This is a genomic window from Halomonas sp. SS10-MC5 (assembly GCF_015992245.1).
Lineage (GTDB): Bacteria > Pseudomonadota > Gammaproteobacteria > Pseudomonadales > Halomonadaceae > Halomonas > Halomonas sulfidoxydans.
This window is the reverse complement of record NZ_CP065435.1, coordinates 1,557,175-1,581,626: the sequence shown is the minus strand read 5'-3', so window position 1 is coordinate 1,581,626 and position 24,452 is coordinate 1,557,175. Positions and strand designations below refer to the sequence as shown.

The window sequence follows — 24,452 nt, the reverse complement described above, 5'->3', positions numbered from 1 at the left end:
ATGAGTGGTCTTGCCCCTCGTTCGCGCCGCGCACTCGGCCGCGAGCTGACCCGCCTGGCCCAGGCGTCGGTGGCGGAAAGCCTGGCGCACAGTGACCAGCGCCCCGAGCCTTCCATGCAGACGGCACGTATCGGTTTTACCGGCGCACCAGGCGCCGGCAAGAGCACCCTGATCAGTCGGCTCGCCAAGCTTCGGCTGGCCGCCTGCCGCGACCAAGGCGGCGTCGCCATCCTCGGCATCGACCCCACCAGCCCACTGACCGGCGGCTCGATTCTCGGCGACCGCATCCGCATGGATGCCATCGCCAACGAACCCGAACTCTACATACGCTCGCTGGCTAGCCGCAGTTCCAACGACGGCCTGGCAGACAACGTGCTGGATCTACTGGAAACCGTAGAGAGTTACGGATTTCGTGAAGTGCTGCTGGAGACGGTAGGCGTGGGCCAGGCCGAGCACGCCATTCGCCACTCGGTGGACACCTTGGTGATGGTCCTGCAGCCCAACGCCGGCGATGCCATCCAGGCGATGAAATCAGGGGTGCTTGAACTGGCCGATATCTACGTGATCAACAAGGCTGACCTCCCCGGCGCCAAGAAGAGTGCCTCGGAAATCCGCGGCATCGTTCAGCGCTCTCAGGCAGCGTGGCGCCCCCCGGTGATCGAGGTCAGCCAGCAGCACGAAGAGGGGCTGGCCAAGCTGGACTCTGCCATTAGTGAACACCTCGCCTGGCAGGCAGGGCACAGCAGCGCCAGCGAAACGATACGGCGTCGGCGCCACTATCACGTTCAATCGCTGATCGTACGTCGCGTCTCCGAATTGCTGGAACATCAGCCCCAGTTGCTCGACGCCAAGAGCCTGGCCGAGACCTATGACGACATCCTTCAATCTCTCGTCCGGGATACCCAGAGATAAAGCCCTCGCAGGAGGAACCGGGATGGTAAAGCTTACCAAGATTTATACCCGCACCGGCGATAAGGGAGAAACTGGCCTCGGCGATGGCAGCCGGGTCGCCAAGCATGACCTGCGGGTGGCAGCTTACGGTACGGTGGACGAAACCAACGCCGCCATCGGCTTGACGCAGTGTCACGCCGAAGGGGGCATGACACACCTGCTGACCAGGATCCAGAACGATTTGTTTGATGTCGGCGCCGATCTGTGTACGCCCGAGCAAGATGCCCCACCCTATCCGCCCTTGCGTGTCACCTCGTCACAGGTCGAGTTTCTCGAAAAGCGCATTGATGAGCTCAATTCAGACCTAAAGAGCTTGCGCTCGTTTATTCTCCCTGGCGGGACCCTGCTATCCTCTCACTTGCATATGGCCCGCACCATCGCCCGAAGAGCAGAGAGACTTATTAGTCAACTGGTGGAACTAGCCCCAACCCATCTTGAGGCTTTGCGCTACATGAATCGCCTCTCCGACCTATTATTCGTCGCGGCGCGCAGAGCCAATGCCAATGGCGCCCAAGATGTGCTCTGGGTCCCAGGGGCGAATAGACAAGGCTAGAGCTAATCATCTCACAGACAAATGCGAGAAATTTCTTACAAGGTCAAAGCCCCTAGGGTTTGCCTGGCCTAGCTTGGATATGGTCCAAGAAAGCCGAGAGAAAAGCAGGGAGGATGGGGTAAAAGAAGCTATTAAAGAAAAAAACCGCTGAGATCAGCGGCTTTTTCATGTTCTGTGGCGGAGAGGGAGGGATTCGAACCCTCGAAGCCTTTCGACTTACACACTTTCCAGGCGTGCTCCTTCGACCACTCGGACACCTCTCCACATTGTGGTTCCATCGCCCGGGCAGTGCCCTTGTGCGTCAGAACGGCGCAAAGTCTAACGGCTTAAGTCCGCGTTTGCAAGCCGGTTTTCGGCTTTCGCTGGGTGATGCGATGGGCAGCACGGCGTAGTCGCCGTGGGCTTCGAGGCACAGGGTATCGCCGCACCAGAGCTGCTGCACCAAGGCGATCCGACCGCGACCCCGGCTCGCCAAGCGTTCGGCCAGCGTTCCGGGGCCCTGCTCGCCCTCGGGCTCGCAGACCAGGCGGTAGTCGCCGGTAACGGGGGCCAGGAAACGCTGGCGGGCCTCGGCCACCACGACGTCGCGAGCATGGCCGCGCTCACGCAGCCATAGCGTGGTCCAGCACCAGCCAAGAAGGGTGGTCTGGGCGGTGAGCGCCCCGCCGAAGCCGGTGCCCTTGTCGTTGAGGTTGGGCACGAGCGCGAGCTCCCACACCAGGCGCTCCCCTTCTTGGCGCATCTCGCGGATGCCGAGGTGTTCGACCATGGGAATGGCCTCACCGAGCCAGGCGAGAAAGGCCTGCGGGTCGTCTCGCTCCCCGGGGGCGGGCAGCGGCAGGCGCGGATGGGGAACGCCGACTTCACGCATGGCGTCAGGTCCAGCGCTCGACGAAGTCGCTGATACGGTGCTCGGCGATAGGCTTGTGGCGCCCGCCGAGCTGGCCGAGGTAGAGGAAGGCGATCAGTTCATCCTCCTCCTCCAGGCCGAGCCCCTTGCGCACCGTGGGATCGAAGGCGTACTTGCCGCTGCGCCACATGGCGCCGAGCCCGAGGGCGTGTGCAGCGAGCAGTATGGCGTGGCCGGCGCAGCCGGCGGAGATCACCTGTTCGATCTTCGGCACCTTCTCCACGTCGGGGGTGACTTTGGCGATCACGGCGATGATCATCGGCGCGCGCAGCGGCTTCTTGCGGGCGGCGTCCAGGGCAGCATCCTCGATGCTCGGGTCCTCGCGGTACTCGGCTTCGGCGAAGAGTTCGCCCAACCGCTCGAGCCCTTCGCCGGTGAACTCGATGAAGCGCCAGGGTCGCAGCTCCTTGTGGTCCGGTGCGCGCAGCGCGGCGCGATAGATCGCCTCCATCTGCTCGGGGCTCGGTGCCGGGCCCATCAACTTGCCCATCGAACTGCGCTGATGCAACAGGGTGAGTGCGTCCATACCATTTCCCATGCCAAGTCGTCGAAAGAGATCGATCAAACTCTACCAGCTGCCCCGTTTACTGTCGTGCCGGGCCGAGGGGCTCGCCAGGCCTACTGTCTCGACAGGCGCAGCGGCTCGGGCGGGCGCTCGCCCGGCGTGGCGCGCCAAGGGCTGATGTCGAGCCCGCCGCGGCGCACGTAGCGCGCCAGCACCAGCAGCCGCTCGGGCTTCGCGCGGGCCATCAAGTCCATGAAGATGTGCTCGACGCAGTGCTCGTGGAAGTCCTGATGCTGGCGGTAGCCGATCAGGTAGCGCAGCAGGCCCTCGCGCTCGAGCCTGGGGCCGCGATAGCGAATCAGCACGCTGCCCCAGTCGGGCTGGCCGGTGACCGGACAGTTGGACTTGAGCAGGTGCGAGTAGAGCGTCTCCTCGACGATCTCCTCGCCGACCGTGAGGTGCTCGGCGCTGGGCGTGTAGGCGTCGATCTCGATATCGAGGTCGTCGAGGCATTCGCCGGGCAGCCGGCAGACGGCGAGCGCCTCGTCGTCGACACCGAACAGCTCGACGGCCACCGGGGCGCCGGCGGCTGTCGCCAGGTCGCGCTCGAGGGTCGCGATCACCTGCTCGCGGCTGTCGAAGCGGGTCTGGTTGAAGCCGTTGAGATAGAGCTTCCAGGACTTCGACTCGATCAGGTTGGGCGACTCGGCCGGCAGGCGGAAGCGCGCCACGGCGACCAGCGGCTTGCCGCGAGCGTTGAGCCAGCTCACCTCGAAGGCATGCCACTCGTCCTCGCCGACGAAGGGCAACCTGCCCTCCTCGATACCCAGCGGCGCGCGATTGGCGGCGCGGGGAATGGGATAGAGCAGTCCGGCATTGTAGTGCTCCGGGTAGGCCGACTCGCGCCCCAGCGGGGCGTGCTCGAGCGTATCGGGGCGATGTGTCATGAACGTATCCCCTTGCCGCGCTCGAGCATCCACAAGGCGACGGTGAAGAGCACGACGATGAAGGCGACGATGGCGGCCAGCGCCCAGCCTACCGGAATGTCGGAGACACCGAGGAAACCGTGGCGGAAGACGTTGACCATGTAGAGGATCGGGTTGAGCAGCGAGGCGTTCTGCCAGAAGGTCGGCAGCAGCGAGATCGAGTAGAACACCCCGCCCAGGTAGGTCAGCGGCGTCAGCACGAAGGTCGGCACGATGGAGACGTCGTCGAACTTGTTGGCCAGCAGCGCGTTGATGAAGCCGCCGATGGAAAAGAGCGCCGCGGTGAGCACCACCACGCCGACGGTCAGCAGCGGGTGCGCCACGCTGATGCGGGTGAAGAACAGCGATACCAGGGTCACGATCAGTCCCACGCCCAGGCCGCGCGCCATGCCGCCCAGCACGAACCCGGAAAGGATCACCCAGTTGGGCATCGGCGAGACCATCATCTCCTCCACACTGCGCTGGAACTTGTTGGAGAAGAAGGAAGACGCCACGTTGGAGTAGCTGTTGGTGATCACCGCCATCATGATCAGCCCCGGGACGATGAAGTCCATGTAGCTGAAGCCGTCCATCTCGCCGATGCGCGAGCCGATCAGGCTGCCGAAGATGATGAAGTACATCGCCATGGTGATCGACGGCGGCAGCAGGGTCTGCGGCCAGATGCGCGTGAAGCGCTTGATCTCCTTGACCACCAGGGTCCAGAGGGCGATGGCGATCTGGCTAGCGTTCATTTGCCCGCCTCCGCCTGTTCGGCCTGGAGGCGCTCCTCGCTGCCCTGCTCCACCATCGACACGAACATCTCCTCCAGCCGGTTGGCGCGGTTGCGCATCGAGACCACCTCGATGCCCTGCTCGCCCAGGGCGCCGAAGACGTCGTTCAAGCGCTGGCCGCGGTGCACCACCACGGCGAGCTGGGCGGCCTCCACTTGGCGCACCTCGAAGCCCTCGACGTGGGGAGCTCGTTCCACCGGGTGTGCCAGGTCGAGCAGGAAGGTCTCGGTGTCGAGCTCGGCGAGCAGGCCGCGCACGCTGGTGTTCCGCACGATCTCGCCGTGATTGATGATCGCCACGTTGCGACAGAGGCTCTCGGCCTCCTCGAGGTAGTGGGTGGTGAGGATGATGGTGGTGCCCTCCTCGCGGTTGATGCGGCGCATGTACTCCCACATGCTGCGGCGCAGCTCGATGTCGACCCCGGCGGTGGGCTCGTCGAGGATCAGCAGCCTGGGCCGGTGCATCAGCGCGCGGGCGATCATCAAGCGGCGCTTCATGCCGCCGGAGAGCATGCGCGCGCTGCCGCCCCGCTTGTCCCACAGGCCGAGGTCCTTCAGCAGCCGCTCGGCACGCGGCAGGGCCTCGCGCCGCGGCATGCCGTAGTAGCCCGCCTGGGCCAGCACGATGTCGAGCACCTTCTCGAACTGGTTGAAGTTGAACTCCTGGGGCACCACGCCCAGGTGGTACTTCGCACGGGCGAAGTCGCGGTCGATGTCGATGCCGAAGATCGAGACCTGCCCGGCGGTCTTCTGCACCAGTGAACAGACCACCCCCAGGGTGGTGGACTTGCCGGCCCCGTTGGGGCCCAGCAGGGCGAAGAAGTCGCCCTGCTCGACGTCGAGATCGATGCCCTTCAGGGCGTGGAAGCCGTTGCCGTAGACCTTGGTCAGGCCACGGATCGACAGCGCCGGTTCGGCCATGGGACATCCTTGCGTTGGGATGAAAAAGCGAGTTCAAGAGATTAGGGCGCGAAGGGGTTTTTCAAGCCTGGCACAGGAAAAACGCGATTGTCCTCGCCCATGGGCAAGGTCATCGAAATTTAATGTGGGGGGCCGAGCCTTGGCATCTTCAAGGCTGAGAAGAAAACTGGAGCGGGAAAGGAGATTCGAACTCCCGACCCTCGCCTTGGCAAGGCGATGCTCTACCACTGAGCTATTCCCGCTTGATCGGTATCGGTCATCCTGCTCGACAAGTATAACCGAAAGGTGGCGTCCCATAGGGGGTTCGAACCCCTGTTCCCGCCGTGAAAGGGCGGTGTCCTAGGCCACTAGACGAATGGGACGCAGCAGCCAGACAGTGCGCTGGAGCGGGAAAGGAGATTCGAACTCCCGACCCTCGCCTTGGCAAGGCGATGCTCTACCACTGAGCTATTCCCGCATGCACGACAGTCTAAGCTATCAGCAATGCAACCGCTATCGCGGGTGCAACCGGAAAGTGGCGTCCCATAGGGGGTTCGAACCCCTGTTCCCGCCGTGAAAGGGCGGTGTCCTGGACCACTAGACGAATGGGACGCAGCTGGAGCGAACCTGCGCATTCTGCCGAAACAGAATTTGGAGCGGGAAAGGAGATTCGAACTCCCGACCCTCGCCTTGGCAAGGCGATGCTCTACCACTGAGCTATTCCCGCACTTCGGTCCTGCACTCCGGTACCTGTCGAAACGAGCGTGAAACGAGTGGCGTCCCATAGGGGGTTCGAACCCCTGTTCCCGCCGTGAAAGGGCGGTGTCCTGGACCACTAGACGAATGGGACGCAGCCGTCTCGCTCTCTGCCTCAACGAGGTGGCGCGAATGTTACTCAAGCCCCCCGAAGCTGTCAACTGTCGGCCTGGGTTGGCCGAAGCCAGGGAAAACAGCCAAGCTATGGATGTCTGATGTGAGGACGCACCAGCAGGAGAGAGGCCATGCGCAAGAAGATCGAGAAGAGCGATGCCGAGTGGCAAGCCCAACTCACGCCGGAGCAGTACCGGGTGACGCGCCAGCAGGGCACCGAACGTCCCTTCAGCGGCGATTACCGAGTGACCGACGAGCACGGCATCTACCACTGCGTGTGCTGCAACGCTCCCTTGTTCGAGAACGAGCACAAGTTCGAATCCCACTGCGGCTGGCCGAGCTTCGACCGCCCGCTCGGCCAGGCGGCCGTCGAGGAGCGCTTCGACGAGTCCCATGGCATGCGCCGTACCGAGGTGGTGTGCGCCCACTGCGACGCCCACCTGGGACATGTCTTCCCCGACGGCCCGCCTGAAACCACCGGGCTGCGCTACTGCATCAACTCGGTGGCCATTGCCTTCCATCCCGGCGAATAGCCCGCCCGCTGCTCTGCCGAGGCTGCCCTTCTGCTATGATGGGCGGCCTCGTACGTTTGCAGGAGTGGCACATGCTCGGCTGGTATCCGGGACACATGAACAAGGCGCGCCGCCAGATCCAGGAGGCGCTGCCGGAAATCGACGTGGCGATCGAGGTACTCGACGCCCGCCTGCCCTACTCCAGCGCCAACCCCATGCTGGCCGGCCTGACTCGCCACAAGCCGGTGCTCAAGATCCTCTCGCGAGCCGACCTGGCCGACCCGCAGCGTACTCGTGAATGGGTCGCTCACTTCGACTCGCTGCCCGATACCCGGGCCCTTGCCGTGACCACCACCAACGCCCGTGAGCTCAAGCGCATCCCCAAGCTGTGCCACGAGCTGGCCGGCCAGGTGCGCGCCGACCGCGACGTGCGGGTGATGGTCATGGGCATTCCCAACGTCGGCAAGTCGACCCTGATCAACGGCCTGGCCGGCAAGGCCATCGCCAAGACCGGCAACGAACCGGCGGTGACCAAGCGCCAGCAGAAGGTGCGCATCGCCGGGCGGGTCGCGCTGATCGACACCCCTGGGGTGCTGTGGCCGAAGATCGAGGATCAGGCCAGCGCCTACCGTCTGGCGGCCACCGGCGCCATCCGCGACACCGCCATCGACTATGTCGACGTCGCCGTGGTTACCGCCGCCGAGCTGGCCCGGCGCTACCCCGAGGCGCTCAGGGCCCGCTACAAGCTGAGCGAACTGCCACCCTACGCCCCCAACCCCCAGGCAGAGCAGGTCGAGGCCGACGGCCCCCAGCGCATCGACCTGCTGGCCGTGGCCGGCTTCGACGGACATGCGATCCTCACCGAGATCGCCAGCCGCCGCGGCGGCCTGCGCCCGGGCGGCGAAGTCGACCTGCACCGCGGCGCCGAGGTGCTGCTGCACGAGCTGCGCGACGGCAAGCTGGGCCCCCTGACGCTGGAAACCCCGGCCGATATCCCCGCTCCCGCGGAGGAGGAAGATACCGCCGCCGAAGCAGCGAACAACGATGGCGGCGGCGCTCATAACTCCGCATAATCACTGAGTTCCGGCAGTACGGCTGACCGGAGCCACCGGACACCACAGCAATCTCGGACACCTCAATGGACACGCCCACCCTGTTCAGGAAATCGCACAAGCTCGACAACGTCTGCTATGACATCCGCGGCCCCGTGCTCGAGCACGCCAAGCGGCTGGAGGACGAAGGCCAGCGCATCCTCAAGCTCAATATCGGCAATCCCGCGCCGTTCGGCTTCGAGGCGCCGGAGGAGATTCTCCAGGACGTGATGCGCAACCTGCCCACCGCCCAGGGCTACTGCGATTCCAAGGGACTCTACTCGGCGCGCAAGGCGATCATGCAGGAGTGCCAGCGCAAGGAGATTCCCGGTGTCGGCATCGAGGACATCTTCATCGGCAACGGCGTCTCCGAGCTGATCGTGATGGCACTTCAGGCGCTGCTCAACGATGGCGACGAGGTGTTGATCCCGGCCCCCGACTACCCGCTGTGGACCGCCGCCGCCAATCTTGCCGGCGGCCACGCCGTGCACTATCGCTGTGACGAACAGGCCGACTGGGCACCGGACATCGCCGACGTGCGCGCCAAGGTGACCGGGCACACCCGCGCCCTCGTGATCATCAACCCCAACAACCCCACCGGCGCGGTCTACCCCCCCGAAGTGGTGCGCGAGCTGCTGGCCATCGCCCGCGAGCACGACCTGGTGGTGTTCTCCGACGAGATCTACGACAAGATCCTCTACGACGATACCGAGCACGTCTCCACCGGGGCGCTGGCCGACGAGGACCAGCTGGTGGTGACCCTGAACGGGCTATCCAAGAGCTACCGCTGCGCCGGCTTCCGCTCCGGCTGGATGATCCTCTCGGGCGGCGTGGCGATGCAGCGCTCGCGCGACTACATCCAGGGCATCAACATGCTTGCCTCGATGCGTCTGTGCGCCAACGTGCCGGCCCAGCACGCCATCCAGACCGCCCTGGGCGGCTACCAGTCGATCAACGACCTGATCCTGCCCGGCGGCCGCCTGCTGGCACAGCGCGACATCACCTATGACAAGCTCAATGCGATTCCCGGGGTGAGCTGCACCAAGGCCAAGGGCGCGCTCTATGCCTTCCCGCGGCTCGACCCCAAGGTCTACCCCATTCACGACGACCAGAAGCTGGTGCTCGACCTGCTGCTGCAGGAGAAGATCCTGCTGGTGCAGGGCACCGCCTTCAACTGGCCGGAACCGGACCACGTGCGCATCGTCACCCTGCCCTGGGCCGACCAGCTCGGCGACGCCCTGGATCGCTTCGCCCGCTTCCTGTCGCGCTATCGCCAGTAACCGTCGGAGCAGAGCGGTTTTTTACACCGCGCACTTGAAACCTCCATTAACGGGCCGTATCTAATTCAGCAGATTTCGTCTGGGCCATAGTGACGGCCCACCCTTTGCCACCGGAGACTCCTGACGATGATGAGAATACTGCTCTTCCTGGGCACCAACCTGGCGGTGATCGTCGTCGCCAGCATCACGCTGCGCCTGCTCGGGGTGGAGAGCTACCTGACCGAGCAGGGCATGAACTTCAACGCCCTGCTGATCTTCTGTTTCGTCGTCGGCATGGCCGGCTCGATGATCTCGCTGTTCCTGTCGAAGTGGATGGCCAAGCGCGGTACCGGCACGGTGGTGATCACCCAGCCGGGCAACGCCACCGAGAAGTGGCTGCTCGATACCGTGGCCGAGCTCTCCCAGCAGGCCGGCATCAAGATGCCCGAGGTCGGCATCTTCCCCGCGCAGCAGTCCAACGCCTTCGCCACCGGATGGAACAAGGACGATGCCCTGGTGGCCGTCTCCGCCGGGCTGCTCAACCGCATGCGCCCCGAGGAGGTGCGCGCGGTGCTGGCCCACGAGATCGGCCACGTGGCCAATGGCGACATGGTCACCCTGGCGCTGATCCAGGGCGTGGTGAATACCTTCGTGATGTTCTTCGCCCGGGTGGTGGCGCATCTGGTGGACAACTTCCTGCGTTCGCGCAACGAAGGCGCAGGGCTCGGCTTCATGGGCTACTTCGCGGTGGTGATCGTCGCCGAGATCGTGTTCGGCCTGATCGCCTCGGCCATCGTTGCCTGGTTCTCGCGCTTCCGCGAATATCGCGCCGACGCCGCGGGGGCCCAGCTCGCCGGTACCGGAGCGATGATCAACGCGCTCGCCCGGCTCAAGGCCGAGAGCGAAATGCCCAATGAAATGCCCGAGACCCTGACCGCCTTCGGCATCAACGCCGGCCAGACCCGCAAGATCATGGAACGCCTGTTCGCCAGCCACCCGCCGCTGGACGATCGTATCCGGGCATTGAAAGAAGCCGCCTACCGCTGAGGGAACGCCTCTCGAAGCCGAAGGGCTCGCCTCATGGCGGGCCCTTTGCGTTGTCGGGCTTGCGACCGAGGAACCGTCAGGCCAGGTTCAGGCCCGCCCCTAGCAGCCACGGCGCCAGCGCCTGGGCTCCGTCCCCCAGTTCCACCGTCAGGGTCGAGAGTTCCCGGCGCAGCGGGTAGTTCGCGCGGCAGGCATCGAAGCCCTGGGCCATGCCGCGCCGGCGGCTCTCGCGCCGCAGGCTGTCATGGTCGCGGCGCACGTCATATACCGCGCGCAGGCAGCACCGCAGGGCCTCGTCGGGATCGAGACCGCCCTGGAGCCGGAGCCGGGTCAGCGGCGGTGGCGGCAACAGGTCGGCGAGGCCGAGTCGCCTCGGCAAGCCCAGATGCTGATACAGTGCTGCATAGATCTGGTAGGTCCCCCTCAGCTTGCCATCGAGGCTGTAGCCGGCGATGTGCGGCGTGGCGATCTGCGCCAGGTCGCGCAGCGCCGGGTCGATGGCCGGCTCCCCTTCCCAGACGTCCAGCACGGCACTGATGTCGCCCTGCCCCGCCAGGCGTTGGCGCAATGCCTGGCCATCGATGCAGTCGCCGCGCCCGGCATTGAGCAGCAGCGTGCCGGGCGCCAGCTCGGCGATGCGCCGGGCGTCGAGCAGGTGATGGGTGGCGTGGGGCCCCTCGCGCACCAGCGGGGTATGCAGGCAGAGCACGTCGCACTCACCGATCAGCGTCTCCAGCGTTTCGAAACCTTCAAGCCCCTCCACTTCCGCTCTGGGCGGGTCACAGGCCAGGCAAGCGATGCCCATGGCGGAGAGTCGCGCCAGCAGCCGCCCGCCCACGTTGCCTACGCCGACGATCCCCACGCGGCGCTCGCTGAGCCGCCATCCCTGGCGCTCCGCCAGGGTCAGCAGGCTGCCCAGCACATAGTCGACCACCGCCTCGGCGTTGCAGCCCGGCGCGCTGGCGAAGGCGATGCCGTGACGCGCCAGCGCCGCCCGGTCGACGTGGTCGGTGCCGATGGTGCAGGTGCCGACGAAACGGAGTCGCATGCCCTGCGCCCCGGCCGTGTCGAGGGTCGCCGCATCGAGCCGGGTGATGGAGCGGATCACCAGCGCGTCGATATCGCACAGGGCCGCGGCGTCGATCTCTCGCCCCGGCATCCTGACCAGTTCGCCCAGCGGGCCGAAACAGGCCTCGGCACCGGGTACGTTGGCATCGACGAGAATCCTCACGCTTTTGCTCCTTGATGAAATGGTGGCTTGGGCTTCCGGCACGACTTGTGCCGCCAGCGTGAAGCCTTACAATACCGCACGAACCCTTGGCGCTGCCTCCCGGCCGCGCCCCGATGCTTGTGGAGCCTTCGTGATCGTCCGCTGGGAAAGTGAACACGACTACGTGCTGGTGCACATTCACCAGGACATGTTCGGCGATTGGATCTTCAGCCGCGCCTGGGGCCAGATCGGCACTCAGTTCGGTGGGCTGAAGCACATGCTGGCCGACGACCATGACCAGGCGCTGATGTGGCTCGGTGACGAGGCCACCATCCAGTCGTCCCGCGGCCTGCGCAAGGTGCTCGAAGTGGACGCCGAGAGCGCCGAGGGCCAGGCCGCGGTGCGCCAGCTCTCGCTGCTGGACGCGCTGTAGGCGGCACGCGCCGGGGCTTGGCACGCTACAGATCGTCGCGCACGGCTTCGCTGGCGTCGATCCAGTACTGCAACAGGCCCAGCAGCTCCTCGCTCACCCCCTCCATCTGGCGTGCGTGCCGCTTGACTTCCTCGTCGTCCCTATGGCCCTTCAGCGTCAGCGCCTCCTCGGCCAGGCGGTCGTAGACGGCACAGAGCGCGGCGATTCGCGCCGTGTGCTCCCCCCCCTTGACCGACAATTCGTCGAGGGCCGACAGCCATTGCTCCAGCCGGCTCTTGCGACAGCTCGCCGCCGGCGGCTCCGCGCGCTCGCCTTTCAGGTAGTGCAGCAGGCCGGCAGCGCAGGCACGGTGGTCGACCATGGCATAAATCGCCTGCAGCTCTTCCGGCTGGGCGCGCTGGCGATGGCGCCAGGTCGGGTCGGGGCGCCATGATTCGAGCCAGGCCGGCACCGCCTTCGCCGGCATGGGCCGGGCGATGGCGTAGCCTTGCCCCAGTTGATAGCCCATCGCCAGCAGCATGCGCCCATGCAGCAGCGTCTCCACGCCTTCGGCAATGATGTCGCGACGAAACGCGACGGCGAGCCCGAGCACCCCTTCGAGAATCGTCAGATCCTCGGGGTCATCGAGCATGTCGCGCACGAAGCTGCGGTCGATCTTGAGCATGGTGGCAGGGAAATGGCGCAGGTACGTCAGCGAGGAGTACCCGGTGCCGAAATCGTCCAGCGCGAACTCGACGCCAAACGCCCGGCATGCCTTCATCACGCTCGCCACATGGGCGATATCCTCAAGCGCATTCGTTTCGAGCACCTCCAGCTCAAGATCGCCCGGCGCCACGCTCGGGTGGCGCTCGATCTCGGCGCGCAGGCGCTCGACGAAGTCGGCCTGCTGCAGGTGAATGGCGTCGATGTTGACGCTGACCGGCAGCCGGATGCCGGCGTTGGCCCAGGCCTCGAACTGGCTCAACGCCTGGGCCAGCACCCACTCGCCCAGGTCGATGGCCAGCGGATGCTGTTGGATCGTCGGCAGGAAGGCGGCAGGCGCCAGGAGGCCTCGCTCGGGATGTTGCCAGCGGACCAGCGCCTCGACGCCGACGACCTCGCCGGTGGACATGTTGACCTTGGGTTGGTAGTAGAGCACGAACTCGCCATTGGCCAGGGCGTCGCGCATGCGCTCGACGCTCTCATGGTGCCCGCGCACCGCGCGGTCGTGCTCGGCATCGAATACGTAAAAGCGATTCTTTCCCGCCTGCTTGGCCTGGTACATGGCCTGGTCCGCCTGGCGGATGAGCTGCTCGGGCTCGATCTCGTCCTCGGGGGAGAAATGCACCACGCCGATGCTGCCAGAGACGTAGAGGCAGGTTCCCTCGATCTCGATCGGCTCCGCGATTCGGCGCAGCAGGCGTACGATGAGGCTGCTCACGTTGCTCACATCGCTCTGCTCGGGCAGCACGATGATGAACTCGTCGCCGCCCAGGCGGGCGACAGTATCGGCTTCTCGCAGGGCCGAGGTCAGGCGCTCGGCTATCGTCACCAGCACCCGGTCGCCAACGCCATGGCCCAGGCGGTCGTTGATCTCCTTGAAGCCATCCAGGTCGAGGTAGGCCAACGACACCTTGCAGCCGCTGCGCCGGGCCGCCAGCATCGCCTGACGCAGCCTGTCGGCCAGCAGGATCCGGTTGGGCAGTTCGGTCAGGCTGTCGAAGAAGGCCATGTTCTGTAGCTGGCGCTCGTACTCCTTCTGACGGCTGATGTCGGTGAACACGGCGAGAAAATGCGACACCTGGCCCTGGCGGTCGCAGACCTTCGAGATGGTGAGCAGCTCGGGGTAGGTCTCGCCACTCTTGCGCCGGTTCCACAGCTCGCCCTCCCAGGCTCCCTTCTCCAGCAGCTCCTGCCATAGCGCCCGATAGAACCCCTCCTCCTGCAGGCCCGATTGGAGCATGCGAGGATTCCTGCCCAGCACCTCGTCCCGGCGGTAACCGGTGATACGGGTAAAGGCCTCGTTGACCTCGAGGATGTCGCCCTTGGCATCGGTAATGACGATGCCTTCCCGAGCATGTCGGAACACGCTGGCTGCCAGCTCGAGATCCGCGGTCTTGCGCCGGACCAGCTGGCGCAGCCTGACATTCCAGGCCACGACCAGGGCGACCACCAGCGCCAGCCCTGCCCCGTAGAGCCAGTAGTCGCGCCATTCGACGCGTCTGCCGGGCAGCTCGGCGCCGACCCACTTCTCGTGCAGCCGGTCGAGCGTCCCGCTGGTGCGGGCATGGTCGATGCCCTTGTCCAGAATCGATTGAAGCAGCACGTTGCCTTCGGCCACCGCCATGGCGTTGAGCCCGACGTAGAGCGGCTCGCCGACCCGCTTCATGGCTTCGTGCAACCCGCTGCTGTAGAGGTAGTAGCGAACGATTTGCTCGTCGCCCACCATGGCATCGGCAGCGCCTTCCATCACGGCTCGCGCGGCACCGGCAAAATCATCGGTCTGGATCAGCTCGACCTCGATGTCCCGCGAGGCCAGGTACTCCATGGCATAGTCGCCGCGCTGCGTGGCGACACGCTTGCCGTCGAGATCCTCTATCCGAGCGATGTCGGGCCGCTCGACGGCGACGAAGATGGCGGCGGGCACCTCGAAGACGGTCTGGGTGAAATCGAACCGACGGTCGCGCGCCTCGCTGTAGAAGAAACTCGTCAGGACGTCGGCTTCTCCGCTCAGCACTCGTTCCTGGGCCTGCTGAAAGACGGTATCGGTCAGTTGCGCGTGAAAGCCGGCCTCGGTGGCGATCCATTGGGCCAGCTCGACCATCATGCCGTGTCGCTCGCCGTTGTCGTCGAGGAATTCGAAGGGAGGGTAGCGGCTCTGGCTAACGAAGACGATCGGCTCGTTCGCTTCCAGGAAGCGGCGCTCTTCGTCGCTCAGCTGTATCCCGACCGGCTCCGCCGCCCCCGACACCGTGTCCGCAATCGCCAGCAGCAGCGTACAGCCCAGGGCGGTGTACTGCCACCGCCTTCGTTGCGGTGCCCTCATTTTCCACCCCCTGTGCGTTCACGATCCATGCCTGATGATTGTTGTTAAAACGGCGAGCCCCCACCACGGCGACGGCCTCTCCTGGCCTACGTTGGGTCAACGTAGACGCTAGCCGAGATAGCGCCGTCCCGCGGGGCGCCGGGCCAAGGGCTCACGCTCCCGCGCCGGTGACGGCTCCGGCTCGAGCTCGAGCCCGCCCGCCTGCAGCCGCCGCCAGGCGCTGCTGTCGAGCCGGCCCCGCGCCTCCAGCCAGGCCGCCAGCCTGGGCGGCTCGAAGCCCATGTCGAGTTCATCGCCCGCGGCATCCGCCAGCACCGGAATGCGCACCGCGTAGCGCGCCATCAACGCCGTGTCGTCGCTGATCTCGACCCGCTCCAGGCGATACTCACCGCGATGCAGCACGGCCAGCAGGGTCTCGAGGCGCTCGCACAGATGGCAGCCCAGGGTGGTGTAAAGGGTCAGCCGGGTCATGCGACCTCCCTATGACGAATCAGGAATACGTGGTGGATGTCGGGGCGGCGCGTGAAGTCGGGGTCGAAGGTGCGCGCCGAGATGTCCTCCACCGCGAAGCGCTCCGTCAGCTGCTCATCGAGCTGGAAGCGACGCTGGTTGTTGGAGAACACCAGGGTGCCGCCCGGGGCCAGCCGCGCCATGGCCAGCGTCACCAGGCGTACATGATCGCGCTGCACGTCCAGGGTGCCCTCCATCTTCTTGGAGTTGGAGAAGGTCGGCGGGTCGAGGAAAATCAGGTCGAACTCGGCCCTGGCGGTTTCCAGCCAGCGCAGGCAGTCGTCGCGCACCACGCGGTGGCGGGCGGGGTCGAGGCCGTTGAGGGCGAAGTTGTCGCGCGCCCACTCCAGGTAGGTGTTGGAAAGGTCGACGCTGACGCTGTCCACGGCGCCGCCCGCCTCCTCGCTGCCGAGCGCCGCCTGCACGGTGGCCGCGGCGGTGTAGCAGAACAGGTTGAGGAAGCGTCTGCCCGGCGCCATTTCGGCGAGCATGCGCCGCACCGGGCGGTGATCGAGGAACAGCCCGGTGTCGAGGTAGTCGCGCAGATTGATCCATAGCCGTGCGCGCCCCTCGCGCACCTGGAAGCGCTCGCCGGTAGCGGCCTGCTTGAGGTATTGCGCCTTGCCACTCTGCTTCTCGCGGCGCTTGATCACCACCTGGCCGGGGTCGACGTCGAGCACCTCGGGGATGACCTGAAGCGCATCGAACAGGCGCTTCTGCGCCTGGTCGGCGTTCACCGAGCGCGGCGGCGCGTACTCTTGCACATGGACCCGGCCGTCGTAGACGTCCACCGCCAAGGCATACTCCGGCATGTCGGCATCGTAGAGGCGGTAGCAGGCCTCGCCGCTCTGCTTGAGCCATTTCCTGAGCCGCTTGCGGTTCTTCTCAAGCCGGTTGGCGAACATCTGCGCGCCCTCGCTGCGTGGAGCCGTTGCCGACCCTGCCGCCGTCTTGCTCTCCTCGCCTGCGCCGGCCCGTACGTCCATCAACAGCAGCTTGGCCTCCAGCGGGCCGTTCTTCAGCGAATACTGCTTGTCGGCCCGCAGCCCGATGCGATGACCCAGGTCCGGGTTGGCAGTGAACACCGCCAGGCGCCAACCGGGGAAGGCACGGCGCACACCCTCGCCCAGCTCGCCATAGAGCGTGACCAGCTCGGGCAGCTCACCCAGGCGCTCACCGTAGGGCGGGTTGGTGATGACCAGGCCCCGCGCCTCCTCATCCAGTTCGGCCGGCCGCCGCAGCTGGCCGAGCGAGGCGCCGGAGAACGCGATCAGCGCAGGAATGCCGGCGCGCATGGCGTTGGACTTGGCCGCCGCCAGCGCCGGCGGGCTCTGGTCGAAGCCGTAGAGCCGGTTGCGGCAACGCTTGCGGCCGATGCTGGCACGCGCTTCGGCCTCGCGCTTGAGTTCGGCCCACAACGCCTCGTCGTGCTGCGCCCAGCCATGGAAGCCGAAGCGTACGCGGCCGAGGTTGGGCGCCATGTCGGCAGCCATCAGCGCTGCCTCGATCAACAGCGTCCCCGCGCCGCACAGCGGATCGACCAGCGCCTCGCCGTCGCGCAGACGCTGCGGCCAGCCGGCGCGGATGAGCAGGGCTGCGGCGAGGTTCTCCTTGAGCGGCGCGTGGCCCACGTCGCGCCGATAGCCGCGCCGATGCAGGCTGTCGCCGGAAAGGTCCACGCCCAGCGTCAGCCGGCCCCGGTGCAGGTGGGCGTAGAGGCGCAGGTCGGGACGCTGCAGGTCGATACCGGGGCGCGGCCGACCCTGCGCCTGCAGCGCGTCCACCACGCCGTCCTTGACGGTCTGGGCGCCGAAGCGGGTATGGCGGATCTGCTCGCTGCGGCCGTGGAAATCCACCGCCAGGGTAGCGCCGGGGGGCAGGTGCTGCGACCAGTCGACGCCGGCCACCACCCGATGCAGCGCCTCGGGGCGCTCGATGTTCTCCTCGCGCAACAGGCTCAGCACGATGCGGTTGGCCAGCCGCGACCACAGGCAGGCGCGATAGGCGACCTCGAGGTCGGCGCGAAAGTGGACCCCGGCCACCGTGGTCTTGTGCGGCTCGGCCCCCAGCGCGCGCAGTTCGTCGGCGAGCAGCTCTTCCAGCCCCCTGGGGCAGGTGGCCAGGAAAGGCCGTGTTGCGCGTTGCGATGACTCACTCATGAAGCGTTCCCGCCCCCTTCGGCCGGGCATATTCCTTTCGTTACAAATTTGTCTCGATCTTATGACGAAACATAGGTCGACAATGGCCCCCATGATGGGCTAAGAGTAGTCATGGTAGCTACTGTAAAGACGCATGCGTTCACTTGGCGAACCCGTTTTGGGCTCGCATGACCTCGCTCTGCCGTCGTCAAGGGAATGAATAACGGCGAGGCGAACGGTGGAACGCCGGAGCGTGCATGTCGCGCGCTCCAAATTGGTACCTTGACAAGAGGTCATCCGATGAAAAGACAGAAACGTGATCGCTTCCAACGCGCCTATCTTCATGGCTACAAGGCCGGCATTTCCGGGCGCTCCCGCGACGACTGTCCCAGTCAGGATGTCAACATACGTGAATATTGGATGAGTGGTTGGCGTGAAGGCCGAGGAGACCAGTGGGCCGGCATGACCGGCGTCTCCGGGATTCACAAGAACCCGATGGTAATGTAACGAGTTTCTCACCAACCGATCGTCCCCTTGTCACCGCCAGGGTGGCGAGGAAAGAGCTAAGCCCGTGCCTTGCGCGGGCTTTCTTGTTACCGGCTTTCGCCTGCCGCCCCCTTGCCATATGCCCTGAGCGCCCGAGCACACTCGCCGACGAGTGCCGGCCCGCGATAGATGAAGCCCGAATAGAGCTGGACCAGGTCGGCACCGGCGTCGAGCTTGGCCACCGCCGCCTCGCCGCTGTCGATGCCGCCCACGCCGATGATCGGTAACTCGGGCAGGTGGCGGCGCAGTTCGCGGATCACCCGGTTGGAGGGCTCGAACACCGGCCGCCCCGAGAGCCCGCCCTGCTCGTCGGCATGGGCAAGTCCGGTCACCGCCTCACGCGACACCGTGGTATTGGTCGCAATCACCGCGTCGATGCCGCTGCCGGCGATGCTCGCCGCCACCAGGCCCACCTCTTCGGCGCTCATGTCCGGAGCGATCTTGACCGCCAGCGGCACCCGGCGGCCGGCGGCCTGGTCCAGGCGGTCGGCCGCTTCGCGCAGGGCACCCAACAGGGCATCGAGGTGCTCGCCGAACTGCAGGTTGCGCAGCCCCGGGGTGTTAGGCGAGGAGATGTTGACCGTCACGTAGTCGGCGTGGGCGTGGACCTTCTCCAGGCAGGTCAGGTAGTCGTCCACGGCTCGCTCCACCGGTGTGGTGAGGTTCTTGCCGATGTTGATGCCGATCACGCCGTCGAAGTGCGCCGCCTTCACTCGCTCGATCAAATGGTCGACCCCGGCGTTGTTGAAGCCCATGCGGTTGATGATGGCGCCCGCCTCGGGCAGGCGAAACAGGCGTGGCCGGGGATTGCCCTCCTGCGGCCTGGGCGTCACCGTGCCGACCTCGACGAAACCGAAGCCGAGCGCTCCCAGCGCATCGAGGTGATCGGCGTTCTTGTCGAGCCCCGCCGCCAGCCCAACCCGATTGGGAAAGCGCAGCCCCATCAGCTCCACCGGGTCGTCGACGCGAGCCCCACTCAGCACACCTGCCAGCCTGAGGCGATGAGCCAGGTCGAGAGCCGAGAGCGCATGGCCGTGGGCGGTTTCGGCATCGAGGCGAAACAGGATCGAACGGGCAAGCGCGTACATGGCAGCTCCTGGCAGTTGGCAGTGGCGTGGCGGGCGGATTATAGCAGCGCCGCAGGCCCAAGACGACGAACCCCGCCATCGGCGGGGTTCGTCTATCGCTCAGGCTGTTTCGCGCCTTCAGGCCTCGCCGTTGCTCTCGGCCAGGTCGACCAGCTCACGCACTGCCACCGCGAACAGCGGGAAGCTCGCCTGGCTGCCGCTGCGCACTTCGGCAATCAGGCGGCACCAGCGCTCGTGCAGCGAAGCGTGCAATGCCAGCCAGTGATCGACGCGCTCGTCGGGCTCGCGGCCGTCCTCGGACTTGAGCACGCTGGCGGTGAGGGCCAGCTGCTGGCGATCGATGTCGTCGCGGAAGGTCTCGCGGGCCTGGGCCTGCCAGCTGTCGCGGACATCGAGGTTGCTGACCTGCTGGATCATCCACGGCAGCTCGAGTCGGTCGCCGATCTCGAAGAAGACCTCGGCGACACGCTGCGGCTTCTCGTCGGTCTGGCGAGCGGCCTGGATGATGCCGAGCGCGCCGTAGAGGCTGCCCGAGGCCGCCACCGTGGCGGCCAGCTCCTCGGGCACGCCGGCATCGAGCAGCTCGCCGCGCTTCTGCTCCCAGCGGCGGCGCTCCTCGCCGCGCAGCAGCTCGCCGATGCCCTCCTGCAGCTGGGCGACCCGCGGCGCGAAGTACTCGATGGCGTCGCGGGTCGAGAGCCCCAGGCGTTGGCGCAGGAACCAGCGGGTGGTGCGCCGGATCAGCCGCATCAGGTCGAGCATCATGGCGTACTGCACCTGGCTCGGCACCTGGTTGTCCAGCGCCTCGATCCGCTCCCACAGGTCGGAGAGCTGGAAGCTGTCGCGGGCGATGATGTAGGCGCGGGCGATATCGGCGGGACTGGCCCCGGTGGAATCGATCAGGCGGCGCACGAAGACGATACCCATGTGATCGACCAGGTCATTGGCCACCTGCGTGGTGACGATCTCGCGCTTGAGGCGGTGAGCGTACATCTCGTCCCGGAAGCGCTCGACCAGCACGCGCGGGAAGATACGCTCCACGTACTGCTGGATATAGGGATCGTCGGGCACGTCGGAGGCCAGCACGTCTCCCTTGAGTACGCTCTTGGCGTAGGAGATCAGCACCGAGAGTTCCGGGTGGGTCATGCCCTGGTCGGCATTGACCCGCTCCTGCATCTCCTCGTCGGAGGGCAGGAACTCGAGTTCACGGTCGAGCTGGCCGGCGGCCTCCAGTTCGCCGATGAAGCGCCGGTAGGGTCCGATGCCGTAGCGCGACAGGATCTGAGAGAGGTCCAGCGCCTGGGTCTGGCGGTAATTGTCGAGAATGACCAGTTCGGCCACCTCCTCGGTCATGTCGGCCAGCAGCTGGTTGCGCTGCTTCTCGGTCATGTCGCCACGCTTGACCACCTCGTCGATGAGGATCTTGATGTTGACCTCGTGGTCGGAGCAGTTGACCCCGCCGGCATTGTCGATGAAGTCGGTGTTGACCAGCACGCCCTTGGCGGCGGCCTCCATGCGGCCGCGCTGGGTCAGGCCCAGGTTGCCGCCCTCGCCGACCACCCGGCAGTTGAGTTCGCTGCCGTTGATGCGCAGCGAATCGTTGGCCTTGTCACCGACCATGGCGTCGGTTTCCAGGCTGCCCTTGACGTAGGTACCGATGCCGCCGTTCCACAGCAGGTCGAAGCGGGACTTGAGCATGGCGCGAATCAGGTCGTTGGGCGACAGGCGCTCCTCCTCGATGCCGAACACCTCCTGCATCTGCGGTGAGATCGGGATCGACTTGGCGCTGCGCTTGAACACCCCGCCGCCCTCGGAGATCAGCGCGGCGTCGAAGTCCTCCCAGCTCGAGCGCGGCAGCTGGAACAGCCGCTGGCGCTCGACGAAGGTGGCGGCGGCGTCGGGATGCGGGTCGACGAAGATATGCAAGTGGTTGAAGGCGCCCAGCAGGCGGATCTTGTCGGAGAGCAGCATGCCGTTGCCGAACACGTCGCCGGCCATGTCGCCGATGCCGAGCACGGTGAACTCTTCCTGCTGGGTGTTCAGGCCGAGGTTGCGGAAGTGGCGCTTCACCGACTCCCAGGCCCCGCGCGCGGTGATGCCCATCTTCTTGTGGTCGTAGCCGTTGGCACCGCCGGAGGCGAAGGCGTCACCCAGCCAGTGGCCGTACTCGGCAGAGATCTCGTTGGCGATGTCGGAGAAGGTTGCGGTGCCCTTGTCGGCCGCCACCACCAGGTAGGCGTCGTCGTCGTCGTGACGCACCACGTCCCGGGGCGGCACCACCTCGCCGCCGACCAGGTTGTCGGTCACGTCGAGCAGCGCGCGAATGAAGGTCTTGTAGCAGGCGATGCCCTCCTGCTGGATGGCATCGCGGTCGCCGCCCTCGGGCAGGCGCTTGCAGACGAAGCCGCCCTTGGCACCCACCGGCACGATCACGGCGTTCTTGACCTGCTGCGCCTTGACCAGACCCAGCACCTCGGTACGGAAGTCCTCCTGGCGGTCCGACCAGCGCAGCCCCCCTCGGGCGACCTTGCCGCCGCGCAGGTGAACGCCCTCGACCCGCGGCGAGCAGACGAAGATCTCGTATGCCGGTCGCGGCTTGGGCATGCCGGTGACCCGCTTGGGATCGAGCTTGTAGGCGATGTAGTCCTTGAACCTGCCGTCGGCGGTGCGCTGGTAGTAGTTGGTACGCAGGGTGGCGCGGATCAGCTCCATGAAGCGACGCAGCAGCTGGTCGTCGTTGAGGCTGGCGACGCCGTCGAGGTGACGATTGAGGCGTTCGATGCAAGCCTGTACCTCGCCCTCCTCGGGGCGCCGCTCGGGGTCGAAGCGCAGCTTGAACAGGGTCACCAGCTCATGGGTGATCTCCGGATAGCTGGTCAGCGTGGTGGCGATGTAGTCCTGCGACATGCCGAAGCGGATCTGCTTCAGATAACGGGCGTAGCCACGCAGCATGGCCACCTCGCGCCAGTCCAGGTTGGCGGCGATCACCAGGCGGTTGAAGGCATCGTTCTCGGCCTCGCCGGCCCAGATGCGCTTGAACGCCTCGATGAACGGCTCGCGCATCTGCTGCAGGCTGACCTCGGTGGCGGTGTGGTGCTCGAGGTCGAAGTCGTGCAGCCAGTAGCGCATGTCGGGGGTGACGAACTCATAGGGGCGCTCGCCGATTACCCGTAACCCCAGGTTCTCCATCACCGGCAGCACGTCGGAGAGCGGGATCGGGCGATTGCGCTGGAACAGCTTGAGGTTGACGCCGCTGCCCTCCTCCTCCACCAGGCGATAGAGGGTCAGCGCCAGCGGCTCGCCGGCGTCGAGGTCGGCCAGGTGCTGCAGGTCGAAGACGGCGGTGCGCGAGCCGAAGTCGTCACGGTAGCTGGCCGGGAAGGCGTCGCGGAAGCGATCCATCAGGCGGTTGGCCTGCTCCTCGCCGAAGCCTTCCACCAGTGCCTCGTGCAGCTCGTCGCGCCAGCTGCGGGCCAGTTGGGCGACCTTGGCCTCCAGGCGCTTGAGATTGACCTCGCGGGGGGTGTCGCCGCGGAAGCGCAGGATGAACTGGATACGGGCGAGGATCGATTCGGAGAGGTAGGTGTTGAAGTCGCCGAAGGTGGCGTCGAGCTCCTCGCACAGCAGGTTCTGGATGCGCACGCGCAGGTCGGTGGAGAACACGTCACGCGGCACGAACACCAGGCAGGAGTGGAAGCGCCCGGAACGGTCGGTGCGGATGAACAGCCGCACCCGCCGGCGCTCGCGGATGTCGAGGATCCCCAGCGCCGTGCGCGCCAGTTCCTGGGTATCGATCTGGAACAGGTCGTCGCGCGGGTAGACCTCGAGGATCTGCAGCAGTTGCTTGCCGTTGTGCCCCTTGGGATTGAAGCCGGCGATCTCCATCACCGCCTTGAGCTTGTGGCGCAGCAGCGGAATGTTGCGCGGCGACTCGTTGTACACACTGGAGGTGAACAGGCCGAGGAAGCGGTGCTCGCCGATGACCCGCCCCTGCTCGTCGTAGCGATCGATCGAGATGTAGTCCGGGTAGGTGGGCCGGTGGACCCGGGCATGATGCGAACTCTTGGCGAACGAGAGCAGCTGGGGCACCAGCACGAAGCGGTTGCCCTCGATGCCCAGCTCGGTACGGATGCGCTCCTGGTAGCGCGGCAGGTCCAGGCGGAACACACCGAGCTCGCTCCCTTCGGCCTTGACCAGGCGGTCGCCCTCGGCATCGGTCTCGATGGTGTAGGCGTCGTAGCCGAGGAAGGTGAAGTTGTCGCGCACCAGCCACTCGAGGAAAGCGATCGCCTCCTCGTGGTCGCCCGGCTCGATCTGCTCGGGGCGGCCGGCCTTGAGTTCGGCGACGGCCTCGCGGGCGCGCTCGCTCATCGCCTCGTAGTCGCCCACGGCGATACGCACGTCGCGCAATACTTCCTGCAGCGACTGCTCGATGTCTGCCAGCACCTCGGGATTGGAGTGGCGGTCGATCTCGATGGCGATCAGCGACTCGCGATTGGCGGGCGCGTTGACGTCGCGCGGCGAACCGACCTGCAGCAGGTCGTGTCCGCGGTTGCGCTCCACCGCCAGCACGGCATTGTGGATCGCATGCACGGTCAGGCCGCGCCGGTTCAGCTCGATGCGTACCGAGTCGACCAGGAACGGCATGTCCTCGTGCAGCACCGCGACGAACGTATGCGAGGACTGCCAGCCATGCTCCTCGAAGTCGGGATTGAAGACGCGCACCTTGGGCGAGGCGTGATCGAAGTGCTGGATGAAGTGCCATACCGACAGGGTGGCACCATAGAGGTCGTCCAGCCGGCGGTCGGCCAGGTCCTCCAGCGGCACCGTGGCATAGAAATGGCGGGCGAAGGCCTCCACCTCTTCGGCCCGCGCTTTCTCGAGTCGGCTGTCCAGGCGTTCGCGCAGCTGCTTGAGTATTTCCTGCCGGCCAACTTCGATCGTCTCGTATTGCATCCCTCACCTCGGCTGCCTGGGGCCGTAGCGGCCCTGGGAAAGAATCGGCGTGACTCGCGGCCACGTGACGGGAAGCTTACTGCAGCCCTGCGCTGCACCCTATCGACTTGCCAGCCTTCTCATGGAGCATGTCGCTTGTGCATCGAGGCGGTACGTTTCGCTACTTGACAACAGCGGCCATTCCTGAGCAGGC

The 24,452-nt window shown here is 66.0% G+C and carries 19 protein-coding genes and 7 tRNA genes; 8 read left to right on the top strand and 18 right to left on the bottom strand.

Annotation, left to right across the window (positions count from 1 at the left end; genetic code table 11):
• Together I4484_RS07515 and I4484_RS07510 are read left to right on the top strand one after the other, a co-directional pair.
• The gene (locus tag I4484_RS07515; RefSeq protein ID WP_197450340.1) at positions 1-912 is read left to right on the top strand and encodes an ArgK/MeaB family GTPase; all 912 of its coding nucleotides are present in this window, start codon (positions 1-3) and stop codon (positions 910-912) included.
• Positions 913-934: 22 nt separating this feature from the next.
• Entirely contained in the window at positions 935-1,504 is a 570-nt protein-coding gene (locus I4484_RS07510; protein ID WP_197450339.1) for a cob(I)yrinic acid a,c-diamide adenosyltransferase, read from the top strand.
• Positions 1,505-1,679: 175 nt separating this feature from the next.
• Here the strand turns inward: I4484_RS07510 and I4484_RS07505 are convergent.
• From I4484_RS07505 to I4484_RS07450, 12 genes are all read right to left on the bottom strand, one after another.
• A tRNA-Ser gene (locus I4484_RS07505) sits at positions 1,680-1,767 on the bottom strand.
• A 38-nt stretch (positions 1,768-1,805) separates the two neighbouring features.
• Positions 1,806-2,375 carry a YiiD C-terminal domain-containing protein gene (locus I4484_RS07500; RefSeq protein ID WP_197450338.1) on the bottom strand — a complete coding sequence of 190 codons (570 nt, stop codon included), beginning with the start codon at positions 2,373-2,375 and terminating at the stop codon, positions 1,806-1,808.
• Positions 2,376-2,379: 4 nt separating this feature from the next.
• On the bottom strand, positions 2,380-2,940 hold the full coding sequence (locus I4484_RS07495; RefSeq protein ID WP_197450337.1) for a nitroreductase family protein: 561 nt from the start codon (positions 2,938-2,940) through the stop codon (positions 2,380-2,382).
• Positions 2,941-3,032: 92 nt separating this feature from the next.
• Positions 3,033-3,866, bottom strand: coding sequence for an NADPH-dependent 7-cyano-7-deazaguanine reductase QueF (gene queF, locus I4484_RS07490; protein WP_197450336.1), 834 nt, complete (start codon positions 3,864-3,866; stop codon positions 3,033-3,035).
• On the bottom strand, positions 3,863-4,636 hold the full coding sequence (locus tag I4484_RS07485; RefSeq protein ID WP_197450335.1) for an ABC transporter permease: 774 nt from the start codon (positions 4,634-4,636) through the stop codon (positions 3,863-3,865). The genes queF and I4484_RS07485 overlap by 4 nt, the downstream gene beginning before the upstream one ends.
• Positions 4,633-5,595, bottom strand: a complete 963-nt coding sequence (locus tag I4484_RS07480) for an ABC transporter ATP-binding protein (RefSeq protein WP_197450334.1) — start codon at positions 5,593-5,595, stop codon at positions 4,633-4,635. Before I4484_RS07480 ends, I4484_RS07485 begins: the two co-directional genes overlap by 4 nt.
• Positions 5,596-5,762: 167 nt before the next feature.
• Positions 5,763-5,837 (bottom strand) — tRNA-Gly (locus I4484_RS07475).
• 44 nt (positions 5,838-5,881) lie between these two features.
• Positions 5,882-5,957: transfer RNA gene (locus I4484_RS07470), tRNA-Glu, on the bottom strand.
• A 20-nt stretch (positions 5,958-5,977) separates the two neighbouring features.
• Positions 5,978-6,052: transfer RNA gene (locus tag I4484_RS07465), tRNA-Gly, on the bottom strand.
• A 58-nt stretch (positions 6,053-6,110) separates the two neighbouring features.
• Positions 6,111-6,186 (bottom strand) — tRNA-Glu (locus I4484_RS07460).
• 40 nt (positions 6,187-6,226) lie between these two features.
• Positions 6,227-6,301 (bottom strand) — tRNA-Gly (locus I4484_RS07455).
• A 47-nt stretch (positions 6,302-6,348) separates the two neighbouring features.
• Positions 6,349-6,424: transfer RNA gene (locus I4484_RS07450), tRNA-Glu, on the bottom strand.
• 151 nt (positions 6,425-6,575) lie between these two features.
• On the opposite strand from I4484_RS07450, the gene msrB reads away from it, so the two are divergent.
• The 4 genes from msrB (at position 6,576) to htpX (ending at position 10,353) form a co-directional block, all read left to right on the top strand.
• On the top strand, positions 6,576-6,977 hold the full coding sequence (gene msrB / locus I4484_RS07445) for a peptide-methionine (R)-S-oxide reductase MsrB (RefSeq protein WP_197450333.1): 402 nt from the start codon (positions 6,576-6,578) through the stop codon (positions 6,975-6,977).
• A gap of 71 nt (positions 6,978-7,048) precedes the next feature.
• Complete coding sequence (gene ylqF, locus I4484_RS07440) at positions 7,049-8,029, top strand: ribosome biogenesis GTPase YlqF (protein WP_197450332.1); 981 nt, start codon at positions 7,049-7,051, stop codon at positions 8,027-8,029.
• Between the two features lie 65 nt (positions 8,030-8,094).
• Positions 8,095-9,327: a pyridoxal phosphate-dependent aminotransferase gene (locus I4484_RS07435; RefSeq protein WP_197450331.1), complete on the top strand. Its 1,233-nt coding sequence runs from the start codon at positions 8,095-8,097 to the stop codon at positions 9,325-9,327.
• Between the two features lie 126 nt (positions 9,328-9,453).
• Entirely contained in the window at positions 9,454-10,353 is a 900-nt protein-coding gene (gene htpX, locus I4484_RS07430; RefSeq protein WP_197450330.1) for a protease HtpX, read from the top strand.
• Between the two features lie 76 nt (positions 10,354-10,429).
• On the opposite strand, the gene pdxB is transcribed toward htpX, so the two are convergent.
• Positions 10,430-11,584, bottom strand: coding sequence for a 4-phosphoerythronate dehydrogenase PdxB (gene pdxB / locus I4484_RS07425; protein WP_197450329.1), 1,155 nt, complete (start codon positions 11,582-11,584; stop codon positions 10,430-10,432).
• Between the two features lie 130 nt (positions 11,585-11,714).
• Here pdxB and I4484_RS07420 point away from each other — a divergent pair, with 130 nt between their 5' ends.
• Positions 11,715-11,996 (top strand): hypothetical protein, encoded by a 282-nt coding sequence (locus tag I4484_RS07420; protein WP_197450328.1) that lies wholly within the window; start codon positions 11,715-11,717, stop codon positions 11,994-11,996.
• 25 nt (positions 11,997-12,021) lie between these two features.
• Here the strand turns inward: I4484_RS07420 and I4484_RS07415 are convergent, their stop codons facing one another.
• The 3 genes from I4484_RS07415 to rlmKL all read right to left on the bottom strand — a co-directional run bounded on the left by I4484_RS07415 (position 12,022) and on the right by rlmKL (position 17,690).
• The gene (locus tag I4484_RS07415) at positions 12,022-15,021 is read right to left on the bottom strand and encodes an EAL domain-containing protein (protein WP_197450327.1); all 3,000 of its coding nucleotides are present in this window, start codon (positions 15,019-15,021) and stop codon (positions 12,022-12,024) included.
• A 108-nt stretch (positions 15,022-15,129) separates the two neighbouring features.
• Positions 15,130-15,492: a glutaredoxin family protein gene (locus I4484_RS07410; protein WP_197450326.1), complete on the bottom strand. Its 363-nt coding sequence runs from the start codon at positions 15,490-15,492 to the stop codon at positions 15,130-15,132.
• On the bottom strand, positions 15,489-17,690 hold the full coding sequence (gene rlmKL, locus I4484_RS07405) for a bifunctional 23S rRNA (guanine(2069)-N(7))-methyltransferase RlmK/23S rRNA (guanine(2445)-N(2))-methyltransferase RlmL (RefSeq protein WP_197450325.1): 2,202 nt from the start codon (positions 17,688-17,690) through the stop codon (positions 15,489-15,491). The genes I4484_RS07410 and rlmKL overlap by 4 nt, the downstream gene beginning before the upstream one ends.
• Positions 17,691-17,969: 279 nt before the next feature.
• Here rlmKL and rmf point away from each other — a divergent pair, with 279 nt between their 5' ends.
• Entirely contained in the window at positions 17,970-18,176 is a 207-nt protein-coding gene (gene rmf / locus I4484_RS07400; RefSeq protein WP_111412507.1) for a ribosome modulation factor, read from the top strand.
• An 86-nt stretch (positions 18,177-18,262) separates the two neighbouring features.
• On the opposite strand, the gene I4484_RS07395 is transcribed toward rmf, so the two are convergent.
• Together I4484_RS07395 and I4484_RS07390 are read right to left on the bottom strand one after the other, a co-directional pair.
• On the bottom strand, positions 18,263-19,303 hold the full coding sequence (locus I4484_RS07395) for a quinone-dependent dihydroorotate dehydrogenase (protein WP_197450324.1): 1,041 nt from the start codon (positions 19,301-19,303) through the stop codon (positions 18,263-18,265).
• 117 nt (positions 19,304-19,420) lie between these two features.
• Positions 19,421-24,259: an NAD-glutamate dehydrogenase gene (locus I4484_RS07390; RefSeq protein ID WP_197450323.1), complete on the bottom strand. Its 4,839-nt coding sequence runs from the start codon at positions 24,257-24,259 to the stop codon at positions 19,421-19,423.
• Positions 24,260-24,452 lie beyond the last annotated feature (193 nt).

Excerpts from the sequence above, each read along its gene's own strand:
- I4484_RS07515 (WP_197450340.1), top strand. The coding sequence starts at position 1 with ATGAGTGGTCTTGCCCCTCGTTCGCGCCGCGCACTCGGCCGCGAGCTG.
- I4484_RS07510 (WP_197450339.1), top strand. The coding sequence starts at position 935 with ATGGTAAAGCTTACCAAGATTTATACCCGCACCGGCGATAAGGGAGAA.
- I4484_RS07500 (WP_197450338.1), bottom strand. The coding sequence starts at position 2,375 with ATGCGTGAAGTCGGCGTTCCCCATCCGCGCCTGCCGCTGCCCGCCCCC.
- I4484_RS07495 (WP_197450337.1), bottom strand. The coding sequence starts at position 2,940 with ATGGACGCACTCACCCTGTTGCATCAGCGCAGTTCGATGGGCAAGTTG.
- queF (WP_197450336.1), bottom strand. The coding sequence starts at position 3,866 with ATGACACATCGCCCCGATACGCTCGAGCACGCCCCGCTGGGGCGCGAG.
- I4484_RS07485 (WP_197450335.1), bottom strand. The coding sequence starts at position 4,636 with ATGAACGCTAGCCAGATCGCCATCGCCCTCTGGACCCTGGTGGTCAAG.
- I4484_RS07480 (WP_197450334.1), bottom strand. The coding sequence starts at position 5,595 with ATGGCCGAACCGGCGCTGTCGATCCGTGGCCTGACCAAGGTCTACGGC.
- msrB (WP_197450333.1), top strand. The coding sequence starts at position 6,576 with ATGCGCAAGAAGATCGAGAAGAGCGATGCCGAGTGGCAAGCCCAACTC.
- ylqF (WP_197450332.1), top strand. The coding sequence starts at position 7,049 with ATGCTCGGCTGGTATCCGGGACACATGAACAAGGCGCGCCGCCAGATC.
- I4484_RS07435 (WP_197450331.1), top strand. The coding sequence starts at position 8,095 with ATGGACACGCCCACCCTGTTCAGGAAATCGCACAAGCTCGACAACGTC.
- htpX (WP_197450330.1), top strand. The coding sequence starts at position 9,454 with ATGATGAGAATACTGCTCTTCCTGGGCACCAACCTGGCGGTGATCGTC.
- I4484_RS07415 (WP_197450327.1), bottom strand. The coding sequence starts at position 15,021 with ATGAGGGCACCGCAACGAAGGCGGTGGCAGTACACCGCCCTGGGCTGT.
- I4484_RS07410 (WP_197450326.1), bottom strand. The coding sequence starts at position 15,492 with ATGACCCGGCTGACCCTTTACACCACCCTGGGCTGCCATCTGTGCGAG.
- rlmKL (WP_197450325.1), bottom strand. The coding sequence starts at position 17,690 with ATGAGTGAGTCATCGCAACGCGCAACACGGCCTTTCCTGGCCACCTGC.
- rmf (WP_111412507.1), top strand. The coding sequence starts at position 17,970 with ATGAAAAGACAGAAACGTGATCGCTTCCAACGCGCCTATCTTCATGGC.
- I4484_RS07395 (WP_197450324.1), bottom strand. The coding sequence starts at position 19,303 with ATGTACGCGCTTGCCCGTTCGATCCTGTTTCGCCTCGATGCCGAAACC.
- I4484_RS07390 (WP_197450323.1), bottom strand. The coding sequence starts at position 24,259 with ATGCAATACGAGACGATCGAAGTTGGCCGGCAGGAAATACTCAAGCAG.